Source organism: Terrabacter sp. R4-6 (assembly GCF_057529065.1).
In genome coordinates this window covers 1,868,513-1,886,987 of record NZ_CP197224.1, presented here as the reverse complement: position 1 = coordinate 1,886,987, position 18,475 = coordinate 1,868,513, and the positions used below count along the sequence as shown (strand labels likewise).

The 18,475-nt window shown below is 71.6% G+C and carries 16 protein-coding genes; 7 read left to right on the top strand and 9 right to left on the bottom strand.

Annotated elements, in window-relative coordinates; translation table 11 throughout:
* Positions 1-30: 30 nt before the first annotated feature.
* Positions 31-411 carry a helix-turn-helix domain-containing protein gene (locus tag ACSSS0_RS08900; protein ID WP_487230835.1) on the bottom strand — a complete coding sequence of 127 codons (381 nt, stop codon included), beginning with the start codon at positions 409-411 and terminating at the stop codon, positions 31-33.
* Positions 412-611: 200 nt separating this feature from the next.
* Between ACSSS0_RS08900 and ACSSS0_RS08895 the strand changes: the two genes are divergently transcribed.
* The gene (locus tag ACSSS0_RS08895; protein ID WP_435984351.1) at positions 612-1,652 is read left to right on the top strand and encodes an ATP-binding cassette domain-containing protein; all 1,041 of its coding nucleotides are present in this window, start codon (positions 612-614) and stop codon (positions 1,650-1,652) included.
* A complete protein-coding gene (locus ACSSS0_RS08890; protein ID WP_435984352.1) occupies positions 1,649-2,503 on the top strand; it encodes an ABC transporter permease in 855 nt (284 codons plus the stop codon). Before ACSSS0_RS08895 ends, ACSSS0_RS08890 begins: the two co-directional genes overlap by 4 nt.
* A gap of 20 nt (positions 2,504-2,523) precedes the next feature.
* On the opposite strand, the gene ACSSS0_RS08885 is transcribed toward ACSSS0_RS08890, so the two are convergent.
* Both ACSSS0_RS08885 and ACSSS0_RS08880 read right to left on the bottom strand, forming a co-directional pair.
* A complete protein-coding gene (locus tag ACSSS0_RS08885; protein WP_487230834.1) occupies positions 2,524-3,561 on the bottom strand; it encodes a class I mannose-6-phosphate isomerase in 1,038 nt (345 codons plus the stop codon).
* Between the two features lie 23 nt (positions 3,562-3,584).
* Positions 3,585-4,616 carry a LacI family DNA-binding transcriptional regulator gene (locus ACSSS0_RS08880; protein ID WP_487230833.1) on the bottom strand — a complete coding sequence of 344 codons (1,032 nt, stop codon included), beginning with the start codon at positions 4,614-4,616 and terminating at the stop codon, positions 3,585-3,587.
* A gap of 225 nt (positions 4,617-4,841) precedes the next feature.
* Between ACSSS0_RS08880 and ACSSS0_RS08875 the strand changes: the two genes are divergently transcribed.
* Positions 4,842-9,971, top strand: coding sequence for a GH92 family glycosyl hydrolase (locus ACSSS0_RS08875; protein WP_487230832.1), 5,130 nt, complete (start codon positions 4,842-4,844; stop codon positions 9,969-9,971).
* 64 nt (positions 9,972-10,035) lie between these two features.
* On the opposite strand, the gene ACSSS0_RS08870 is transcribed toward ACSSS0_RS08875, so the two are convergent.
* Together ACSSS0_RS08870 and ACSSS0_RS08865 are read right to left on the bottom strand one after the other, a co-directional pair.
* Positions 10,036-10,437 (bottom strand): DUF3224 domain-containing protein, encoded by a 402-nt coding sequence (locus ACSSS0_RS08870; protein ID WP_487230831.1) that lies wholly within the window; start codon positions 10,435-10,437, stop codon positions 10,036-10,038.
* Between the two features lie 52 nt (positions 10,438-10,489).
* A complete protein-coding gene (locus ACSSS0_RS08865) occupies positions 10,490-10,894 on the bottom strand; it encodes a DUF6855 family protein (protein ID WP_487230830.1) in 405 nt (134 codons plus the stop codon).
* Between the two features lie 130 nt (positions 10,895-11,024).
* On the opposite strand from ACSSS0_RS08865, the gene ACSSS0_RS08860 reads away from it, so the two are divergent.
* Positions 11,025-11,855: a DUF4118 domain-containing protein gene (locus tag ACSSS0_RS08860; RefSeq protein ID WP_487230829.1), complete on the top strand. Its 831-nt coding sequence runs from the start codon at positions 11,025-11,027 to the stop codon at positions 11,853-11,855.
* Between the two features lie 78 nt (positions 11,856-11,933).
* Here the strand turns inward: ACSSS0_RS08860 and ACSSS0_RS08855 are convergent, their stop codons facing one another.
* Both ACSSS0_RS08855 and ACSSS0_RS08850 read right to left on the bottom strand, forming a co-directional pair.
* Positions 11,934-12,830, bottom strand: coding sequence for a trypsin-like serine peptidase (locus ACSSS0_RS08855; protein ID WP_487230828.1), 897 nt, complete (start codon positions 12,828-12,830; stop codon positions 11,934-11,936).
* A gap of 116 nt (positions 12,831-12,946) precedes the next feature.
* Positions 12,947-13,741, bottom strand: coding sequence for a deoxyribonuclease IV (locus ACSSS0_RS08850; protein WP_487230827.1), 795 nt, complete (start codon positions 13,739-13,741; stop codon positions 12,947-12,949).
* Positions 13,742-13,821: 80 nt separating this feature from the next.
* On the opposite strand from ACSSS0_RS08850, the gene ACSSS0_RS08845 reads away from it, so the two are divergent.
* A complete protein-coding gene (locus ACSSS0_RS08845) occupies positions 13,822-15,381 on the top strand; it encodes an MFS transporter (RefSeq protein WP_487230826.1) in 1,560 nt (519 codons plus the stop codon).
* Between the two features lie 74 nt (positions 15,382-15,455).
* Positions 15,456-15,992, top strand: a complete 537-nt coding sequence (locus ACSSS0_RS08840) for a DUF4395 domain-containing protein (protein WP_487230825.1) — start codon at positions 15,456-15,458, stop codon at positions 15,990-15,992.
* Between the two features lie 4 nt (positions 15,993-15,996).
* Here the strand turns inward: ACSSS0_RS08840 and ACSSS0_RS08835 are convergent, their stop codons facing one another.
* Both ACSSS0_RS08835 and ACSSS0_RS08830 read right to left on the bottom strand, forming a co-directional pair.
* Positions 15,997-16,983 (bottom strand): LLM class F420-dependent oxidoreductase, encoded by a 987-nt coding sequence (locus ACSSS0_RS08835; protein WP_487230824.1) that lies wholly within the window; start codon positions 16,981-16,983, stop codon positions 15,997-15,999.
* A gap of 86 nt (positions 16,984-17,069) precedes the next feature.
* Positions 17,070-17,789: an MBL fold metallo-hydrolase gene (locus tag ACSSS0_RS08830; protein WP_487230823.1), complete on the bottom strand. Its 720-nt coding sequence runs from the start codon at positions 17,787-17,789 to the stop codon at positions 17,070-17,072.
* 125 nt (positions 17,790-17,914) lie between these two features.
* Here ACSSS0_RS08830 and ACSSS0_RS08825 point away from each other — a divergent pair, with 125 nt between their 5' ends.
* The gene (locus tag ACSSS0_RS08825) at positions 17,915-18,475 is read left to right on the top strand and encodes a type 1 glutamine amidotransferase domain-containing protein (RefSeq protein WP_435984365.1); all 561 of its coding nucleotides are present in this window, start codon (positions 17,915-17,917) and stop codon (positions 18,473-18,475) included.

Here is an 18,475-nt window from a genome sequence, read left to right as displayed (position 1 = left end):
CCTGCCACACCCCGACGGGGTCGGCGCTGCTCACGCGACGAGCAGCACCGGCCCCGTCGGCGCGTCCGCGGGTGCCGCGATGCTCGACCCGGCCCGCGAGGTGAGGTCGAGGACGCGCCCTCCGGCAGCCGGTCCGTCGGCGAGGTCGCGCAGCTCGCGGTGGGCGGCGCCGACGAGGCCCATGATGCTGGAGCCGAGCGCGACGCAGACGGCCTCGAGCACCTCGGACGAGGGCTCCTTGAGGCCGCGCTCGACCTCGGAGAGGTAGGCGACCGAGATGCCGGCGCGGGCGGCGACCTCGGCGAGGGTGCGGCCCTGGCGGGTGCGCAGGCCGCGCAGGAGCCGGCCGTAGACCTCGCGCAGCAGCGGCGTCCGGAGGGTGGTCTGTGCGCGCGGGGCGAGCTGGGTCATGGCGGTCTCCGATCTCGGTGCGTCGCTCCAGCGTCGCACGCGAGCGCGCGGATCGTGCCCCGGCCGGCGACCCAGGGCGTACGCCGTGGGCGAACTCGCCAAAAAATGTTGACGGCGTTCACTTGGTCGATGAGGCTGTCGGTGGTGACGCCTATGGTCGTCGCACGCCGCAACTCACCACCTCTCCGGGGAGCCCTCACATGACCATCACCACCGACGCGCGCGCCGCGCGCGACCGGTCCACGGGTCCGGCCATCGAGGCCGAGCACCTCGTCAAACGCTTCGGCGACATGACCGCCGTCGACGACGTCAGCTTCTCCGTGCCCCAGGGCACGGTCCTCGGTCTGCTCGGCCCCAACGGTGCCGGCAAGACCACCACCGTCCGGATGATGACGACGCTCAGCACGCCGACGAGCGGGTCCGCCCGCGTCGCGGGCCACGACGTCGTCCGCGACCCCGAGCTCGTCCGCCGCAGCATGGGCCTCACCGGCCAGGCTGCGACCGTCGACGAGCTGCTCACGGGCCGCGAGAACCTCCGGCTCATGGGTTCGCTCTACGGCCTGTCCAAGGCCGAGGTGCGCCGCCTCTCCGACGAGCTGCTCGAGCGCTTCTCGCTCAGCGACGCCGGCAACAAGGTCGTCAAGGACTACAGCGGTGGCATGCGCCGCCGGCTCGACCTCGCGGTCAGCCTCATCGCGACCCCGCCCGTGCTCTTCCTCGACGAGCCGACGACCGGGCTCGACCCGCGCAGCCGCGTCGAGCTGTGGGACGTGCTGCGCGGCCTCGTCCGCGACGGCACGACGCTGCTGCTGACGACGCAGTACCTCGAGGAGGCCGACCAGCTGGCCGAGCGCATCGTCGTCATCGACCACGGGCGCATCATCGCCGAGGGCACGCCGCTCGAGCTCAAGGACCAGTCGGGCAAGGCCGCCATCGTCCTGACCGTGTCGCACGCCGACCAGCTCGAGGCCGCCCGGGCGCTGCTCGCGGCCCACGTCCCCGAGGTGCACGTCGACGTGGCCGCCCGTCAGCTGACAGCCCCGGCCGACGGGCTGTCCGACATGACCCGCGTCGCGACGGTGTTCGAGCGCAGCGAGATCGTCCTCGACGACCTCGGCCTGCAGCGGCCCAGCCTCGACGACGTCTTCCTCAGCCTCACGGGCCACCGCGCCGAGCAGCCCACCGCCGACGGCGCCGAGTCCCCCACCGAGCCCAGCACGCAGATCGAGGAGCAGCGATGACCGACTCCGCCGTCAAGGACGCCACCCGGGTGGCGCACGTCGAGCCGCACGACTTCCAGCCGCCGGGCTTCGTCCGTCAGGTCACGACGATGGTGTGGCGCAGCCTCAAGCACATCAAGCGACAGCCCGAGATGCTCACCGACGTCACGATCCAGCCGGTCATGTTCGTGCTGCTCTTCGCCTTCGTCTTCGGAGGCTCGATCGTCATCCCCGGCTTCAACTACCGGGAGTGGCTGATGCCGGGGATCATGGCCCAGACCATGGCCTTCTCGGCGTTCATCGTGGCGATCGGCCTCAACATGGACCTCGGCAAGGGCATCATCGACCGGTTCCGCTCGCTCCCGATCTCGAGGGGCTCGGTGCTCGTCGGCCGCAGCATCTACAGCATCATCCACTCGAGCATCGGCATCTTCGTCATGTCGCTGACCGGCCTCGCGATCGGCTGGCGGATCCACAACGGCATCGGCAAGGCCCTGCTCGCCTTCGCGCTGCTGCTGCTCTTCGGCTTCGCCATGATCTGGGTCGGCATCCTCGTCGGCTCGTCGATGCGCTCGCCCGAGGCCGTCAACGGCCTGATGTTCACGACGATCTTCCCGATCACGTTCCTGGCCAACACCTTCGCACCGACCGTGGGCATGGCCGGCTGGTTGCGCACCATCGCCGAGTGGAACCCGATCAGCTCGCTCGTCCAGGCCATGCGTGAGCTGTGGGGCAACGGACCGGAGGCCCTGCCCGACGCCGCGCTGCCCCTGCACCATCCGGTCCTCACGACGGTGATCTGGTCGGTCGCGATCACTGCCGTCGTCGCCCCGCTGGCGGTGCGTGCGTTCATCCGCCGCACGACCGACTGAGGTCCGGGGTCCTGCCCCTCTCAGACGGCCGGCATGCAGCGCACGACGGTGAGGTCGCCCTCGACGCGGACGTCGCCCGCACCGTAGGGCACGAGCAGCACGTCGCCCCGCGCCACCTCGGTGGTGCGGGGCGCGTCCGTCCCCGTCGTCAGTCGGCCCCGGCCGGCGACCGCGACGACGACGGCGAAGGCCGCGTCGCCGGCGGCCGGCGCGTCCGGCGTCGCGCTCAGCACCTCGGCCCGGAAGAACTCCGTCGCTGGCTCGGGCAGGGCGTGGCCCGCGCCCGTGACGTCGACCCAGCGACGACGCAGGGCTGCGAGGCCGTCCGCGGTCAGCGGCCCACGGTCGACGCTCTCTAGCGCGCGCGGGACGGTGAGGCCGAGGAAGGCGTGTGCTTCCTCGAGGCCGAACCGGCGGTGCTCGAGCATGACGGAGAGGTCGGTCGGTTCCTGCAGCTCGAGGACGAAGACGCCCTCGCCGATGGCATGGGGCTGACCGCCGGGCACGAGCAGCGCGTCACCGGGCGACACCTCGATGCGGTTGAGGGCGGCGAGGAGCCGCTCGTCCTGCGCCTCGACGAGCTCGGCCAGCTCCTCGGCCGGGAGCTCCTCTCGGAAGCCGAGCCACACGCAGGCGCCGGGCTCGGCGTCGAGGACGATCCAGGCCTCGGTCTTGCCGTGGTCGCAGTCGAGGTGGGCGGCGGCGAAGGCGCGGTCGGGGTGGGAGTGGACGGGCAGCCGCTCTCCCGCGTCGAGCAGCTTCGTCAGCAGGCCCGGCTCGAGGCCGTGCCGCGCGACGTGGTCGGCTCCGAGCCAGTGGTCGGGGTCGTCGGCGAGAGCGTCGGGCAGCGGCGTCCCGTCGGCGAGCACCGTGACTCCGCCACCGCCCTCGGCGAAGAGCCGCGTCGTCGAGGCGAGCCAGTCCTCGGGGCGATGGTCGTCGAAGCCCTCCGGCACGTCGAGCCCGCGGAAGGCGAGGATCCGCTCGCCGCCCCGGTAGAAACGGTGGGGCGTGTTAGGCGGCAGTCGGGTCGGGTCGGACACGGTGGTCTGGGACACGGTGCTGGTGCTCCTCGGGTCGGTCAACGGGTCGGGGTGCCGCGGCGGACGCCCGAGGCGCGGACGATGAGCCGCGTCGGCATGACGACGGTCTGGGCCTGCGACTCGTCGCCGAGCAGGCGGGCGAAGAGCTGCTGGGCGGCCTTCTGCCCCATGGCCGCCGGGTCCTGGTGCACCACGGTGACCGGTGGGTCGATGAGGGCGGCGAGCTCGAAGTCGTCGTAGCCGACGAGCGACAGCGGCAGCCGCAGCTCGCGCAGGGCGAGCAGTGCGGCGAGGGTGATGCGGTTGTTGCCGGTGATGACCGCGGTGATCGGCTCCGGACCGGTCGTCCACTGGTTCAGCGACTCGTGCACGGAGACCGGGGTGTGCGGACCCATCGAGACGCGTGCGCTCGTGGGCAGGCCGAGGCTCTGCTGCGTCGTGACGAACGCGTCGCGGCGCTGCCGGGCCGTCCAGAACGCCGGGTCGTCGCCGTAGAAGGCGATGTTGCGGTGGCCGTGGGCGACGAGGTGCTCGACGGCGCTGCGGATGCCGCCGTGGTTGTCGCTGAGGATCGTGTCGCGCGGGGTGCCGCGCACGGGACGGTCCATGTAGACGATCGGGGTGTGGCTCGCCTCGAGGACGGCGTCCGAGGAGGCGCTCTCGTCGGCGGGGACGACGACGATGCCGTCGACGCGGCGGTTCACGAGCGCCTCGATGACGGCGCGTTCGCGGGACGGCGAGCCCTCCGCGGACGCCGTGATGAGCTGGTGCTGCCGGATGCGCGCCTCGCGCTCGACGGCTGCGCCGACCTGGGAGTAGAAGGGGTTGGCGAGGTCCTCGACGACGAGGGCGATGGTGAAGGTGCGGCCCTGGCGCATGAGGCGGGCGCCGTCGTGGCGTCGGAAGCCGAGTCGCTCGATGACGGCCCGCACCCGCTCGGCCGTGTCGGGACGCACGCCCGGCTCGTGGTTGACCACGCGCGAGACGGTCTTGACCGAGACGTGGGCCTCGGCGGCGACGTCAGCCATGGTCGGGCGGGCGGCTGTCCGGTGGTCAGACAACGCTGTCATGCCCCGCAGTCTGGTCAGCGAGCGCCCGGATGGCAACGCCACGACGGCGTTCGGGCACGCTGCCACGCCGTTCTGTCCGATCCGATGTCCTGACCGGACAAGATCGGTTCGGGCTGTTGACGCCCTTTGTCGGGTGCGGCGAGTCTCGCCGGGTCGGAGGCGGCTCGGGGTCGTCGGCGCCGACCTCACATTCAGCACGGCTCAACGACGAGCACGGAGGAACCCATGTCCATGAGATCCGGGATCCACAGAGGCGTCATCGCCCTGGCAGTCCTGGCCACGTCGACCGCGGGTGCGGTCGCCGGTCCCGCCCACGCGAGCGCCCTCGGCAGCACTGCCGCGGCGCCGCTCTCAGCACCCACGGCACCCACGGCAGCCGCCGGAGCGGGTGACTTCTCGACGTCGTTCGAGGCCGGTCAGCCGCAGCCGGAGCTCTCGACGGTCGAGGTCGGCCCCGATGGCCCGCGCCAGCAGAACGTCTCCGGCACGGCGAGCGCGAACGGCAGCCTCCTCGGCTCGGTCGTCGGCGTCACCGCGAGCGCAGAGAACGCCCCGGGAGAGGTCGCGGCGAACCTCGCCGACGCCAACCCCGACAGCAAGTGGCTCGCCTTCGCCTCGAGCGCCTGGGTGCGCTACCAGCTCGGCACGCCGGCCAAGGCCGTCCGCTACTCGCTGACCTCGGCCAACGACTCCCCTGAGCGCGACCCGAAGGACTTCACGCTCCAGGGGTCGGCCGACGGCACGACGTGGACCGACCTCGACCGCCGTACCGGCATCGACTTCTCGGGACGCTTCGCGACCCGGACGTTCGACGTGACGACGCCCGGAGCGTACGCGTACTACCGCCTCAACGTCACCGCCATCCACTCGGGCGGCACCGTCCAGCTCGCCGACTGGGACCTGTCCGACGGCAGCACGGGCTCCGGCCCGGCGACCCCGATGAAGACGATCGTCGGCTCCGGCCCGATCTCGGGCTTCAACATCAAGCCCCTCGTCGGCTGGACCGGCGTCAAGGCGCTGCGCTACTCCGGCGGCCACACGGCCGACGGTCGTGGCTACGCCTGGAACCGCCTCTTCGACGTCGACCTGCCGGTGACGCCGCAGACCCGGCTCAGCTACAAGATCTTCCCCGACATGATCGCCGGTGACCTCGAGTACCCGTCGACGTATGCCGCCCTCGACGTCCGCTTCACCGACGGCACGTACCTGTCCGACCTCGGCGCCGACGACCAGCACGGTGTCGCGGCCAGCCCGAGCGGTCAGGGCAAGGGCAAGATCCTCTACGCGAACCAGTGGAACGCGGTCTCGCTCGACGTCGGCACGGTCGCCGCGGGCAAGACGATCGACCGCGTCCTCGTCGGCTACGACAACGTCGGCGGTGCGACGAAGGACACCCGCTTCGGCGGCTGGGTCGACGACATCGCGGTCCAGGCCGACCCGGCCGTCATCGACGGCTCGGACCTGACGAACTACGTCGACGTGCGGCGCGGCACCAACGCGTCGGGCGGCTTCTCGCGCGGCAACAACCTGCCGATCAGCGCCGTGCCCAACGGGTTCACCTTCTTCACCCCGGTGACGAGCGCCAACTCGCAGTCGTGGGAGTACTACTACCAGTCGCAGAACAACGCGGCGAACCTCCCTGTCCTGCAGGGACTTGCGGTCTCGCACGAGCCGAGCCCGTGGATGGGTGACCGCAACCAGATGTCGGTCATGCCCTCCGTCGCGACGGGCACCCCGACGGGCAGCGCGTCCGGTCGCGGTCTCGCCTTCGACCACGCGACCGAGGTCGCCCACCCGGACTACTACAAGGTGGCCCTCGCCGGCGGCCTCACCGCCGAGACGGCCCCGGCCGACCACGGCGGCGTCTACCGGTTCGCCTTCCCCGCCTCGGCGAGCAAGGGCAGCCTCGTCGTCGACACCATCGACGACAACGGCACCTTCACCGTCGACGCGGCGACCGGCACCATGACGGGCTGGGTCGACAACGGCAGCGGCCTGTCCGCCGGCCGCAGCCGGATGTTCGTCTACGGCACCTTCGACCGGCCGGCCACCGCCGTGGGCACGGCGCCGGGTGGCCACACCGGCACCCGCTACGCGTCCTTCGACACGAGCACGAGCAAGCAGGTCACGCTCAAGCTGTCGACGTCGTTCATCTCGCTCGACCAGGCGAAGAAGAACCACGCCCTCGAGCTCGCGACGCGCGACTTCGACGCAGTGCGAGCCGCGGCCAAGACGGCCTGGAACGCACGCCTCGGCGTCGTCAGCGTCAAGGGCGCCAACGACACCGAGCGGACGACGCTCTACTCCAACCTCTACCGGCTCAACCTCTACCCCAACAGCCAGTTCGAGAACACCGGCACGGCTGCGGCCCCGCGCTACCAGTACGCGAGCCCCGTCACGGCCAAGAGCGGTTCGGCCACGGCGACGACGACGAACGCCGCCGTCAAGGACGGCAAGATCTACGTCAACAACGGCTTCTGGGACACCTACCGCACGGTGTGGCCGGCCTATAGCCTGCTCTACCCGGAGGTCGCCGCCGAGATCGCCGACGGCCTCGTGCAGCAGTACCGCGACGGTGGCTGGGTCGCGCGGTGGAGCTCGCCGGGCTACGCCGACCTCATGACCGGCACGAGCTCCGACGTGGCGTTCGCCGACGCGTACGCCAAGGGTGTCAAGCTGCCCGACCCGCTCGCGGCCTACGACGCCGCCGTGAAGAACGCGACGGTCCTGCCGACGTCGAGCGCGGTCGGTCGCAAGGGCCTCGACACCTCGACCTTCCTGGGCTACACGAGCACCGACACGGGCGAGAGCGTCTCGTGGGGCCTCGAGGGTCTCGTGAACGACTTCGGCATCGGGACCATGGCGGCCAAGCTCGCCAAGGACCCGGCCACGCCGACGTCACGCCGCGCGCAGCTCGTCGAGGAGTCGAAGTACTTCCTCGAGCGGGCGACGCACTACGGCAACCTCTTCAACCCCAAGGTCGGCTTCTTCCAGGGCCGAGGCGCCGACGGCACCTTCCCGTCGAGCTTCGACCCCGAGGACTGGGGTGGTGACTACACCGAGACGAACGCCTGGAACTTCGCCTTCCACGCGCCCTTCGACGGCAACGGCCTCGCGAACCTCTACGGCGGCCGTGACGCGCTCGCGAAGAAGCTCGACACGTTCTTCTCGACGCCCGAGACGGCGACGAAGCCCGGCGGCTACGGCGGCGTCATCCACGAGATGCTCGAGGCACGCGACGTCCGCATGGGCCAGCTCGGCCAGAGCAACCAGGTGAGCCACCACATCGCCTACATGTACGACTGGACCGGCCAGCAGTGGAAGACGGCCGAGAAGGTCCGCGAGATCATGCGTCGCCTCTACGTCGGCGGCGAGATCGGCCAGGGCTACCCGGGCGACGAGGACAACGGCGAGATGTCCGCCTGGTACGTCCTGTCCTCGCTCGGCATCTACCCGCTCCAGGTCGGCTCGGCCAACTGGGCCATCGGCTCGCCGAAGTTCGACCAGGTCACGGTCAAGCGCACGCAGGGCGACCTCGTCGTCAACGCGCCCGGCAACTCCGAGCGCAACATCTACGTGCAGGGCGTCACCGTCGACGGCAAGAAGCACAAGAGCGTCTCGATCAGCCAGGACGAGCTCACGGGCCCGACCACGGTCGACTTCGCGATGGGTGCCAAGCCGTCCGACTTCGGCTCGCGTGCCCAGGACGCCCCGCCGTCGCTGACGCAGGGCACCGAGGCGCCGAAGCCGCTCAAGGACGCGACCGGTCCCGGCCGCGGCACCGCGACGGCGACCGACCTCGCGTCGGGTGCCGACGCCAAGGCGCTCTTCGACAACACGTCGCGGACCGGGGTGTCCTTCACCTCGGGCACGCCCTCGGTGACCTTCGCCCTCTCGGGCGTCGGCCAGCGCGCCACGTGGTACACCGTCACCTCGGGCCCCAAGGCCGGCGACCCGTCGGCGTGGCGCCTCGAGGGCAGCAAGGACGACGGCGCGACCTGGCAGACGCTCGACACGCGCACGGAGCAGGTCTTCCCGTGGCGGGTGCAGACGCGTCCGTTCGAGATCGCGCACACCGGGACGTTCACGACCTACCGCCTCGTCGTCACGGCGACCGTGGGTGGGGCGGCTGCGAACCTGTCCGAGCTCGAGCTGCTCACCGACGGCTCCAAGGCCCAGAACACCGGGCTCAAGGTCTCGGCGGCCGAGCCGTTCGAGGTCGCGGAGGACGCCGCCTGGTCGGGCACCGTCGCCACCTTCTCGGGTGGCGTCGGCCAGGGCACCGATCCGGCCGACTCGGCCACGGCGACCATCGCGTGGGGTGACGGGACGTCCTCCGCGGGCACCATCGAGGCCGGCGACCTCGGCTCGTACACCGTCCGTGGCACCCACACGTGGGCCGAGCCGGGGCCGTACCAGCCGAAGGTCACCGTCACGACGGCGAACGACAGCGGCTCCGCCCTCGGAGCCGTGACCGTGCACCAGGCGTCCACGCCGGCGTATGCCGCAGGGTTCGACTCCGTGTGCTTCGGCAACGTCGGCGACGTCGTCCACTGCGACGGCAAGGACGCGGGCCTGTCCCGTGCCGCGCTCGCCGCCGCGGGTGGCGTGCCGGGCAAGCTGCTCACCGTGCCCGGGACCGACCTGCGCTACTCGATGCCGGGCATCCCGGTCGGCGAGAAGGACAACGCGACGGGCGCGGGTCAGACCCTGCCCGTGACGCTGGCCCCGGGGGCGACGAAGCTGTCGCTCATCGGAACGGGCACGCAGCGCAACCAGGACACGACTGCCACGGTGCGCTTCACCGACGGCTCGACGACGAGCTACCCGGTGCAGTACGGCGACTGGTGCGGGTCCGCGCAGTTCGGCAACACCGTGGCGATCGAGATGGCCTACCGCCTCAACGGCACGGGCACCGACGGCTGCCGCGCCAAGCTGTTCGCCACCGCGCCGCTCACGGTGCCGGCCGGCAAGACGGTCGAGTCGGTGACCCTGCCGACGCAGACCGGTGACCCGACGACGGCCGGTCGGATCCACGTGTTCGCCGTCGCCGACAACGGGTCGGCCCTCACGGTCGCGGCCGGTGCCGACGCCACGGCGACGACCGGTGCCGACACCGACGTCACGCTCGGCACCGCCTCGGGCGGCGTCCCTGCGGCCACGGGCTACACGGCCCGCGTCCAGTGGGGCGACGGGACCGTGACCGAGGACGCCACCGTGACGACGGCGTCCGACGGCACCGCCACGGTGACGGGTGGTCACACGTGGGCCACCGCCGGCAGCTACACGGTGCGGGTCCTCGTCTCGGACTCGAGGTCCGACGTGCTGAGCTCGCTCACCGTCACGGTCGACTAGCCCGGAGGGCACCACAGCAGAGCGGCGCGGGGAACACGCCTCCCCGCGCCGCTCTGCTGCGTGCTCACCCGAGGTTGTGCTCGAAGTGCATGCGGTGGGTGCCGTCACTGTCGACGTGCAGCCGGACGGTGCCCGCGATGCCGGCCAGCTCGTCGGTGCCGCTGCCCGGCACGATGAGACCGTACTCGTTCGCTCGGTCCGCGCCGCTCGTCGAGGCTGCGTGCACGAAGTTGAAGGCGCCGCGCCTCCCGGCGACGGTGCCCTCGAACGACTCGAGCGCGACGTACGTGCCGACGCCGGAGGTCTGGTCGAAGGCCGACGTGAACTGCGTGACGCTGCGCCCCTCGACGTCACCGGCATACGCCTTGCGCAGGCGCAGGTGCCCGGTGGGTAGCGCCGTCGTGACGTCAGGGACGTAGTCGGTGACGTCGAAGTCGGACGTCGTGAAGGTCGAGGTGCTCAGCATGGACTCGACGCTATCGACCCGAATGCCGTTGGGATAGAACGTTCCCGACCGGTCACAGGGCTCGCATGCGGTTGTTGCGCGGCTGGTGCTCCACCTCGGCGAGCCCGAGCTCCTCGAGCAGCGGTGGCAGGTACATGGCGACGCGTCCGCGATAGCCCTTGCGCAGGCCGTACCAGCCGCCGAGCGGGTTGGCCTCCGAGCGCGCCCAGGCCTCCACGGTCCCCTCCTTGGCCGGCTTCTGCTCGTCGGCCGCCCCGAGCGCGACCCAGTCACCCTGCCCGCGCAGCCAGGCGTGGAGGTCGTCGACGACGCGGGCGTCGTAGGTCAGGCGCGTCGACCCCACCTGGCAGACGAGCTGGGCCGGCTCGGAGGTGTCGTCGCGGTGCATCGTGTACTCCGAGGTGCCCGGCGGGGTGCGCAGGACCCACGGGTCGTCGGGGCTTCCGGTCCCGCTCACGGGAGTCCTCCTGGCTCGGCGTCGTCGTCCCCACCCTTTGTACTCCCGCGTCGTCAGGATGGCGTCAAGATCGCGTCAGGATGACGACCGGGCCGCCCCGCGCCGCGGTAGGTGGGTGTTGCGTGGGCTCATGACCACCGACTGGCTCGCCGAGCACCGCGCGCTGACGCGGTGGGGATCCCTGCTCGTGCCGATCGCCGTGGGCGCGACCCTCGGGCTGCTCCGCGACGGGATGAACCAGAGCACCGCCGCCATGGTCCTCGTGCTCACGGTCGTCGCGGCCGCCGCCACCGGTGACCGGGTCGCCGGGGTCGCCGCCGCGCTCGCGGCCGCCGGCGCCTTCGACTTCTTCCTCACCGAGCCGTACTACTCGCTCTCGATCCACCACCGGGACGACCTCGAGCTCGCCGTCGCGCTCGTCGTGGTGGGCCTCGCCGTCACGGAGATCGCGCTCTGGGGTCGTTGGCAGCAGGCCGCCGCCCAGCGCCGGGACGGCTACATCACGGGTCTGACCCAGCTGCTCGACCTGCCGCCCGACACGACCGAGGACGCCCGGTCGACGGCCATCGCGTCCGCGATCACCACGGTCCTCGGCGCTGACCGGTGCACGTGGGACGCCGGCCACCCCCGCTGGAACGACGCCGTCATCGGTGCGGACGGCCAGGTCACCGCGGCCGGGCGCCGCCTTCCCGTCGAGCGCGCGGGGCTGCCCACCGACGACTACACGGCCGTCGTCGTCCGTCGCGGCAGCGACGTCGTCGGCCACTTCCGCGTGACCGCGTCGACCCACGTCGCGCGGCCGACCGCCGAGCAGCTGCGCGTCGCCGTGCTCCTCGCCGACCGGATGGCGAACGCACGAACGCCGCGGCCCGCCACCGAGGAGGGGATGGCGGGACGCGGCGCAGGCGTGCGGGCGCGAGGAGCCGGCATCGTCGGCGACCCGTTCGCAACCCCTGAGTAACCTAGGGGCCCGCGAGAGCCCGTTGGGTAAAGAGACGGTCAGAAATTCCTGAGACCGCGCTGGGAGCGCGGCCGAGGCTCAGGACGAGCTCGCCGCGGCGTAGACCGCCTGCTCGACGGAGCCGAAGTACGGGCCGTACATGACGTCCTTCTCGCCGCGGTAGCCGAACGAGTTGAGCGAGTTGAGCCTGCCGCCCGTGATCCATCCGCCGCCCGACGAGCCGCCGGTCATGGTGCAGGGGAGCCGGTTGTCGGTCGAGCCCTTCGTGTCCTTCGTCGTCGGGCCCGAGCAGCGCCACAGCGTCTGGCCGTCGTAGGGGCTCGCCTGGGGGTAGCCGTACGCGTCGAACGTCAGGTTGTAGCCGAGGTTGAACGCGATCGGATAGGAGCCGCCCACCGCCGCGACGAGCGTCTGGTTGTTGAGGGGGTTCATGACGGCGAAGCCGATGTCGTGGTTGAAGTCGCCGCTCGTGCGCCACTCCGTCGACGTCAGCAGCGTGCGCGCCGTGAACGTGCCATAGGGGCGGGCGCCGTTCTCGTACTTCGGCACGAAGGCGAAGTTCGTCACGTAGGCACCCGGCCCTTCGTTGACGCAGTGCCCAGCCGTCGTGACGACCGAGCCGTTGCCGCTCGCGGTCACGGTGCCGGAGCACACGTAGTTGAGACCCTTCTCGGTGAAGAAGACCTTGCCGAAGAGAGGCGTGGCGGGCACCTGGACGGCGGTCGCGCTGCTCGTGCCACCACCCGGCCTGCCCTTGAGCGGGACGTACGTGTTCTCGCGCGGGATGGCGCTCTTCATCCGGGCCGACGTCCAGTAGCCGGTGATCCGCTGCTGCTCGGCCGTCGTCGTCGCGGCCGCGTGGCGGTCGACGTGGCTGCTCGTCCTCGCCGCGGTCGCGGTCGGCGCCACGGCGACGACGACCGCCAGGGCCCCGGCCCCCAGAGCCGCCGTGGCGGTCTTGATGATCATGCGCATGAGTTCCTCCTCCAGAGGGAGGACCGCCGGCCAAGCCCCGAGAGGGGGCCACCTCGCACGCTAGGCCGCCGTCGCCCCTCCGTGAGGGTTGTCGGGGTAAAGAAGTGGTCAGGACCTCAGACCTGCGACCGCAGCCACGCGATGTCGGCGCTCTGGCCCTCGAGGCCGCCCGGGGTCTCGCACACGACCGGTGCCCCGGCCGCGCGGATGACGGCGGCGAGCGCCTCGCCCGCGATGTGCCCGGACCCGAAGTTCGTGTGCCGGTCGGCGCCCGAGTCGAACTCGTCGCGCGAGTCGTTGGCGTGGACGAGGTCGATGCGTCCGGTGATGGCGCGCACCCGCTCGACGACCGTGCCGAGGTCGTTGCCGCCGGCATGGGCGTGGCACGTGTCGAGGCAGAAGCCGACGTGCTCGCTCCCCGAGGCCTGCCCGATGGCATCCCACAGCCGGGCGATGGCCTCGAGCCGACGGGCCATGGCGTTGTCGCCGCCGGCGGTGTTCTCGATGAGGAGCGGCACCGGAAGGTCGAGCCCCTCGATGCACTTGCGCCAGTTGTCGAAGCCCGTGGCGGCGTCCTCGTCGGCGCCGAGGTGGCCGCCGTGGACGATGACGCCCTTGGCGCCGATCTCGGCCGCGGCCGTCAGGTGCTGCTGGAGCAGCTTGCGACCGGGGATGCGGATGCGGTTGTTGAGGCTCGCGACGTTGATCGGGTAGGGCGCGTGGACGTAGAGGTCGATCCCCGCGACCTCGGCGTCGGCCTTGAGCGCCTCGGCGCCACCGGCGTACCGGATCACGGGGCCCTTGTAGCTCTGCGGGTCGCCGAGGAAGAGCTGCGAGAGCGACGCCCCGCGCGCCTTCGCCTCCGCGATCGGGTCCTCCTGGTCGACGTGCGCGCCGATGTGTAGAGCCATGTCGCCAGCGTATGCCGCCTCGCCGACACCGATTTCGCGTGGCCGTGTCGAGATGGCGCGGGCCGGTTCGACGTGAGGGCATGACGACGACCTCGCAGCCCCAGACCCCATCCACCTCCCGGTCCACCTCCCGGTCCCCGTCGCGGTCCACGTCGCAACCGACCCGCCGCCAGCGGGTCGCCCTCGGCGTCCTCGCCCTGACGGCCCTGCTCCTCTCGCTCGACGTCAGCGTCCTGTACCTCGCGCTGCCCGAGCTGTCCGCCGACCTCGGTGCCAGCACGACCCAGCAGCTGTGGATGCTCGACATCTACTCCTTCGTCCTCGCCGGCTTCCTCGTGACGATGGGCGCGGTCGGTGACCGGATCGGCCGCAAGCGCCTGCTGCTCATCGGCGCGGTGGCCTTCGGCGTCGCGAGCGCGGCCGCCGCGTACGCCTCGAGCCCGGGCCAGCTGATCTTCTGGCGGGCCCTGCTCGGCATCGCCGGCGCGACCCTCATGCCGTCGACGATGGGTCTCATCCGCACGATCTTCACCGACGAGAAGGCGATGATGACGGCCATCGGCGTCTGGTACTCGTGCTTCATGGGCGGCATGGCCGTCGGTCCGCTCGTCGGCGGCGTCCTGCTCCAGCACTTCTGGTGGGGCTCGGCGTTCCTGCTCGGCGTCCCCTTCATGGTGCTGCTCGTCGTCGTCGGCCGTCGCGTCCTGCCGGAGTCCGACATCCGCGCCGGTGCGCGCGTCGACGTCGCGAGCTCGGTCCTGTCCCTCGCCGCCATCCTGCCGGTCATCTACGGTTTCAAGGAGATCGCCCGCGGCGGCGACACGACGACGGCCCTGCTGACGATGTCGGTCGGCTGCGCCCTCGGCCTCGTCTTCGTCCGCCGTCAGCGGCGCATCGCCAACCCGCTCGTCGACCTCTCGCTCTTCCGCAGCCGCGCCTTCTCCACGGCGCTCGCGGTGATGCTCGTCGGCGGCGTCGTCATGGCGGGCGTGTCGTTCCTCAGCTCCCAGTGGCTGCAGCTCGTCGCGGGCCTCGACCCGCTCGGCGCGGGCCTGTGGATGCTCCCGGCCAACATCGCCCTTCTCGTCGGTGCGTCGTCGTCGGCGCGGATCGCCCAGCGGCTCGGCACGGCGCGCACCATGGCCACCGGCCTGCTCGTCTGTGCTGCCGGCCTCGCGCTCTACACGCAGGTCGGCCCCGTCCAGGGCCTCGGTCTGCTCGTCTTCGGCATGTGCCTGACGTCCTTCGGGATCATGCTCCCGTCGACGCTGACGATGGGCGTCATGATGCAGTCGGCCCCGCCGGAGCGCGCCGGCTCGGTCGCGTCGATGTCGGAGACGTCGGGAGAGTTCGGCATCGCCGTCGGCATCGCCGGGCTCGGGTCGCTCGCGACCTTCGTCTACCGCGACCAGCTGACGCCGTATGCCGCCGCGCACGCCGGGAGCACCACGACCGCCGCGCTCGACTCACTCGCAGGCGCCGTCCGGACGGCGACCACGCTGCCGGCCGAGGCCGCCCACGAGCTCGTCGCCGCGGCGCAGGGCGCCTTCACCGCGAGCCTTGCCGTCGTGGCCGGCGTCGGGGCGGCGCTCTTCGTCGCCTGCGCGGTCGTCGCCCTCCGCGTCCTGCGCTCGCGCTGACCGGCCGGGCACGACGGTTCCGGATGCTGAGCAGACGTTGTATAACCTCACCTTATGTCGTGCATAATGCATGGGTGAGCTCCTCGCGCTTCCCCGCCGTCGTCGACGACATCACGGTCCGGCTCATCGCGGCCGTGGTGCTCGTCATCGGCGTCATCGCCCTCGCGACCCAGCAGTGGTGGCTCTACGCCGTCCTCGCGGTCGACTTCAGCCTGCGGGCCGCGCTCGGACCCTCGGCCAGCCCGGTCGCCCGGATCGTGCAGCGGTGGATCCGACCCGCCGTCGCCGCGCCCAAGCGCCCGACGGCCGGCCCTCCCAAGCGGTTCGCGGCGACCATCGGAGCCGTCATGACGGTCGCCGCGACCGCGCTCTGGGTCGTCAGCCTCGTCACCGGCTCGTCGGGTGCGCTCGCCGCCGTCGTCGTCATCGGCGTCGTCATGGTGCTCTTCCCGGCGCTCGAGTCGATCTTCGGCATCTGCGTGGGCTGCATCCTCTTCTCGGGCCTCATGCGCCTCGGCGTCATCCCGGAGGAGGTATGCCTCGAGTGCGCGGACATCACGAAGCGCCGCGAGCGTCTCCTCGCCGAGCGCGCGGGCCAGCAGGCGGCCTGACTCCTCAGCCGGCGGCGGCGCGCAGCTTCTCGAGCAGCGGCCCGGCGGCCTCGTCGAGGAAGCGTGCCTGGGCGTCCCCGCCGATCTGGACCAGTGCGATGTCGGTGAAGCCCGCCTCCCAGTAGGGGCGCACGGCCTCGACGACCGCGTCGAGGTCGGGTCCGCACGGGATCGACGCGGCGACGTCCTCGGGTCGCACGAACTGCGTGGCGCCGGCGAAACCCGCCGGGGTGGGCAGGTCGGCGTTGACGGACCAGCCGCCCCCGAACCAGCGGAACTGCTCGTGGGCGCGGGCCACGGCCGCGTCGCGGTCGGGGTCCCAGCTGATCGGGATCTGGCCGATGGCGCGCGCGCCGGACCCGATGCGCTCCGCGCCGCCGGTGCGGTTCCACGTCTCGACGAGGTCGGCCTCCGGCTGCACCGCGATCATGTGGTCGGCGAGCGGGGCGAGCCGCTCGATCGACGCGTCACCGCTCACGGCGACGGCCACCGGGACGAGGATGTCGGGCAGGTCCCAGATGCGTGCCGAGTCGACGTCGAAGTACTCGCCGTGGTGGGTCACGAGCTCACCGGAGTGCAGCTGCCGGATGATCTCGATGGCCTCGACGAGCATCTCCTGACGGGTCACGACCCCGGGCCAGCCCTCGCCGACGACGTGCTCGTTGAGGCTCTCGCCGCTGCCGAGGCCCAGGGTGAAGCGGCCGTCCGAGAGCAGCTGCATCGTCGCCGACTTCTGCGCGACGACGGCCGGGTGGTAGCGCATCGTCGGGCACGTCACGTAGGTCATGAGCTCGAGGCGCTCGGTGGCCTGGGCCACGGCGCCGAGCACCGACCAGGCGTACGGCGCGTGGCCCTGCTCGGTGAGCCAGGGGGAGTAGTGGTCGCTCGAGACCGCGAGGTCGAAGCCGACCTCCTCGGCGCGGACGGCCCACCGGACGAGGTCCTTGGGGCCGCTCTGCTCGGTCATCAGGGTGTATCCGAAGTTCGTCACGCGGGAGACCTACCCATTCTCGGCGCACTGCCTGTACAAGGTCTGTCCACAGTTGTGGACAGGTCTGTGGATGGTGGCCCGTCGCATCACGACGGGCGGTGCCTCCCGAGGAAGGTGCGGATGGCCTCGCGCGGTCGGTCGCGCAGCTCGGTGCCGTGCGTGAAGGCCGCGACGTCGTAGTCGAGCTCGCCGAGCAGGTGCGCGGTCTGCTGGGTCATGCGGAAGTCGGTGCAGAAGGCCTTGACGGGCCACCGCAGCCCCAGGACGTTGAAGATCGCGTCGCCGGTGATGAGGGTGCGCGACTCCTCGTGGAGCAGCGAGACGTGCCCGGGGGAGTGTCCGGGCGTGTGGACCACTCGCAGGCCGCCGGCGATGGGCAGCACCTCGCCGTCGGTCATCTCGCGCTCGACCGTGAGCGGCTCGAAGTCCCGGCCGGGCCGGGAGAAGCGGTCGACGAGCCGACCGAGCAGGAAGCTGCGGTCGCGCGGGGGTGAGGACCCCTCGACGGCGTACGCCGCGTCGCCGTGGTGGACGGTGAAGCCGCGTCCCGTCTCGCGGGCCACGTGCGCCGCCCCGCCGGCGTGGTCGGGGTGGGCATGGGTCAGCAGCAGCCGGGTGACGTCGGAGGGAGCAGCCCCGATGGCGCCGAGGGCAGCGATGACCTTGGGCCCGGAGCTCGACAGTCCCATGTCGACGAGCGTCACCTGGCCGTCGTCGTCGCGCAGGATGAAACCGTTGACGAGGTCGCGCACGAGCGGGATGCGCCAGACGTTCGGCGCGAGCGGAACCACCAGGTCCTTGGCCATGGGCCGACCCTAACCGCGACCGGTGCCGCCCGCCCGCGCTGTCGAACGTCGGGTGAGCCGCGGCGGCCCGGTGGGTAGGAGCCGAGGGTGGCAGTTCACGCCACCCCAGAGCAAAGGAGGGCCACATGGCCAAGCGAGTCGCATTCCTCGTCGCGAACGAGGGCATCGAGCAGGTCGAGCTGACCGAGCCGTGGAAGGCCGTCACCGACGCCGGGCACGAGGCCGTCGTCGTCAGCCCCGAGGCCGGCGAGGTGCAGATGTTCAACCACCTCGACAAGGGGGACACCAAGGCCGTAGACGTCACGGTCGCCGACGCCAGGGCCGAGGACTTCGACGCGCTCGTGCTGCCCGGTGGCGTCGCCAACCCCGACAACCTGCGCACGCACGCCGACGCCGTGGGGCTCGTGCGGGACTTCGTCGCGTCGGGCCGACCCGTCGCCGCGATCTGCCACGCGCCGTGGACCCTCATCGAGGCCGACGTCGTCAAGGGGCGTCGCCTGACGTCGTGGCCGAGCCTGCAGACCGACATCCGCAACGCGGGTGGCGAGTGGACCGACGAGTCGCTCGTCGTCGACGGCAACCTCATCACGAGCCGCAACCCCGACGACCTGCCCGACTTCTGCGGCGCCGTCGTCGAGGCGCTCGAGCACGGCTCGGCGGCCGCCACGGCCGCACCGTCGGCCTGA

Bases quoted from the DNA above. Each gene is read 5' to 3' on its own strand.
- ACSSS0_RS08895 (WP_435984351.1), top strand. From the start codon at position 612: ATGACCATCACCACCGACGCGCGCGCCGCGCGCGACCGGTCCACGGGT.
- ACSSS0_RS08845 (WP_487230826.1), top strand. From the start codon at position 13,822: ATGACGACGACCTCGCAGCCCCAGACCCCATCCACCTCCCGGTCCACC.
- ACSSS0_RS08870 (WP_487230831.1), bottom strand. From the start codon at position 10,437: ATGCTGAGCACCTCGACCTTCACGACGTCCGACTTCGACGTCACCGAC.
- ACSSS0_RS08855 (WP_487230828.1), bottom strand. From the start codon at position 12,830: ATGCGCATGATCATCAAGACCGCCACGGCGGCTCTGGGGGCCGGGGCC.
- ACSSS0_RS08850 (WP_487230827.1), bottom strand. From the start codon at position 13,741: ATGGCTCTACACATCGGCGCGCACGTCGACCAGGAGGACCCGATCGCG.
- ACSSS0_RS08900 (WP_487230835.1), bottom strand. From the start codon at position 411: ATGACCCAGCTCGCCCCGCGCGCACAGACCACCCTCCGGACGCCGCTG.
- ACSSS0_RS08830 (WP_487230823.1), bottom strand. From the start codon at position 17,789: ATGGCCAAGGACCTGGTGGTTCCGCTCGCGCCGAACGTCTGGCGCATC.
- ACSSS0_RS08825 (WP_435984365.1), top strand. From the start codon at position 17,915: ATGGCCAAGCGAGTCGCATTCCTCGTCGCGAACGAGGGCATCGAGCAG.
- ACSSS0_RS08860 (WP_487230829.1), top strand. From the start codon at position 11,025: ATGACCACCGACTGGCTCGCCGAGCACCGCGCGCTGACGCGGTGGGGA.
- ACSSS0_RS08890 (WP_435984352.1), top strand. From the start codon at position 1,649: ATGACCGACTCCGCCGTCAAGGACGCCACCCGGGTGGCGCACGTCGAG.
- ACSSS0_RS08875 (WP_487230832.1), top strand. From the start codon at position 4,842: ATGTCCATGAGATCCGGGATCCACAGAGGCGTCATCGCCCTGGCAGTC.
- ACSSS0_RS08880 (WP_487230833.1), bottom strand. From the start codon at position 4,616: ATGACAGCGTTGTCTGACCACCGGACAGCCGCCCGCCCGACCATGGCT.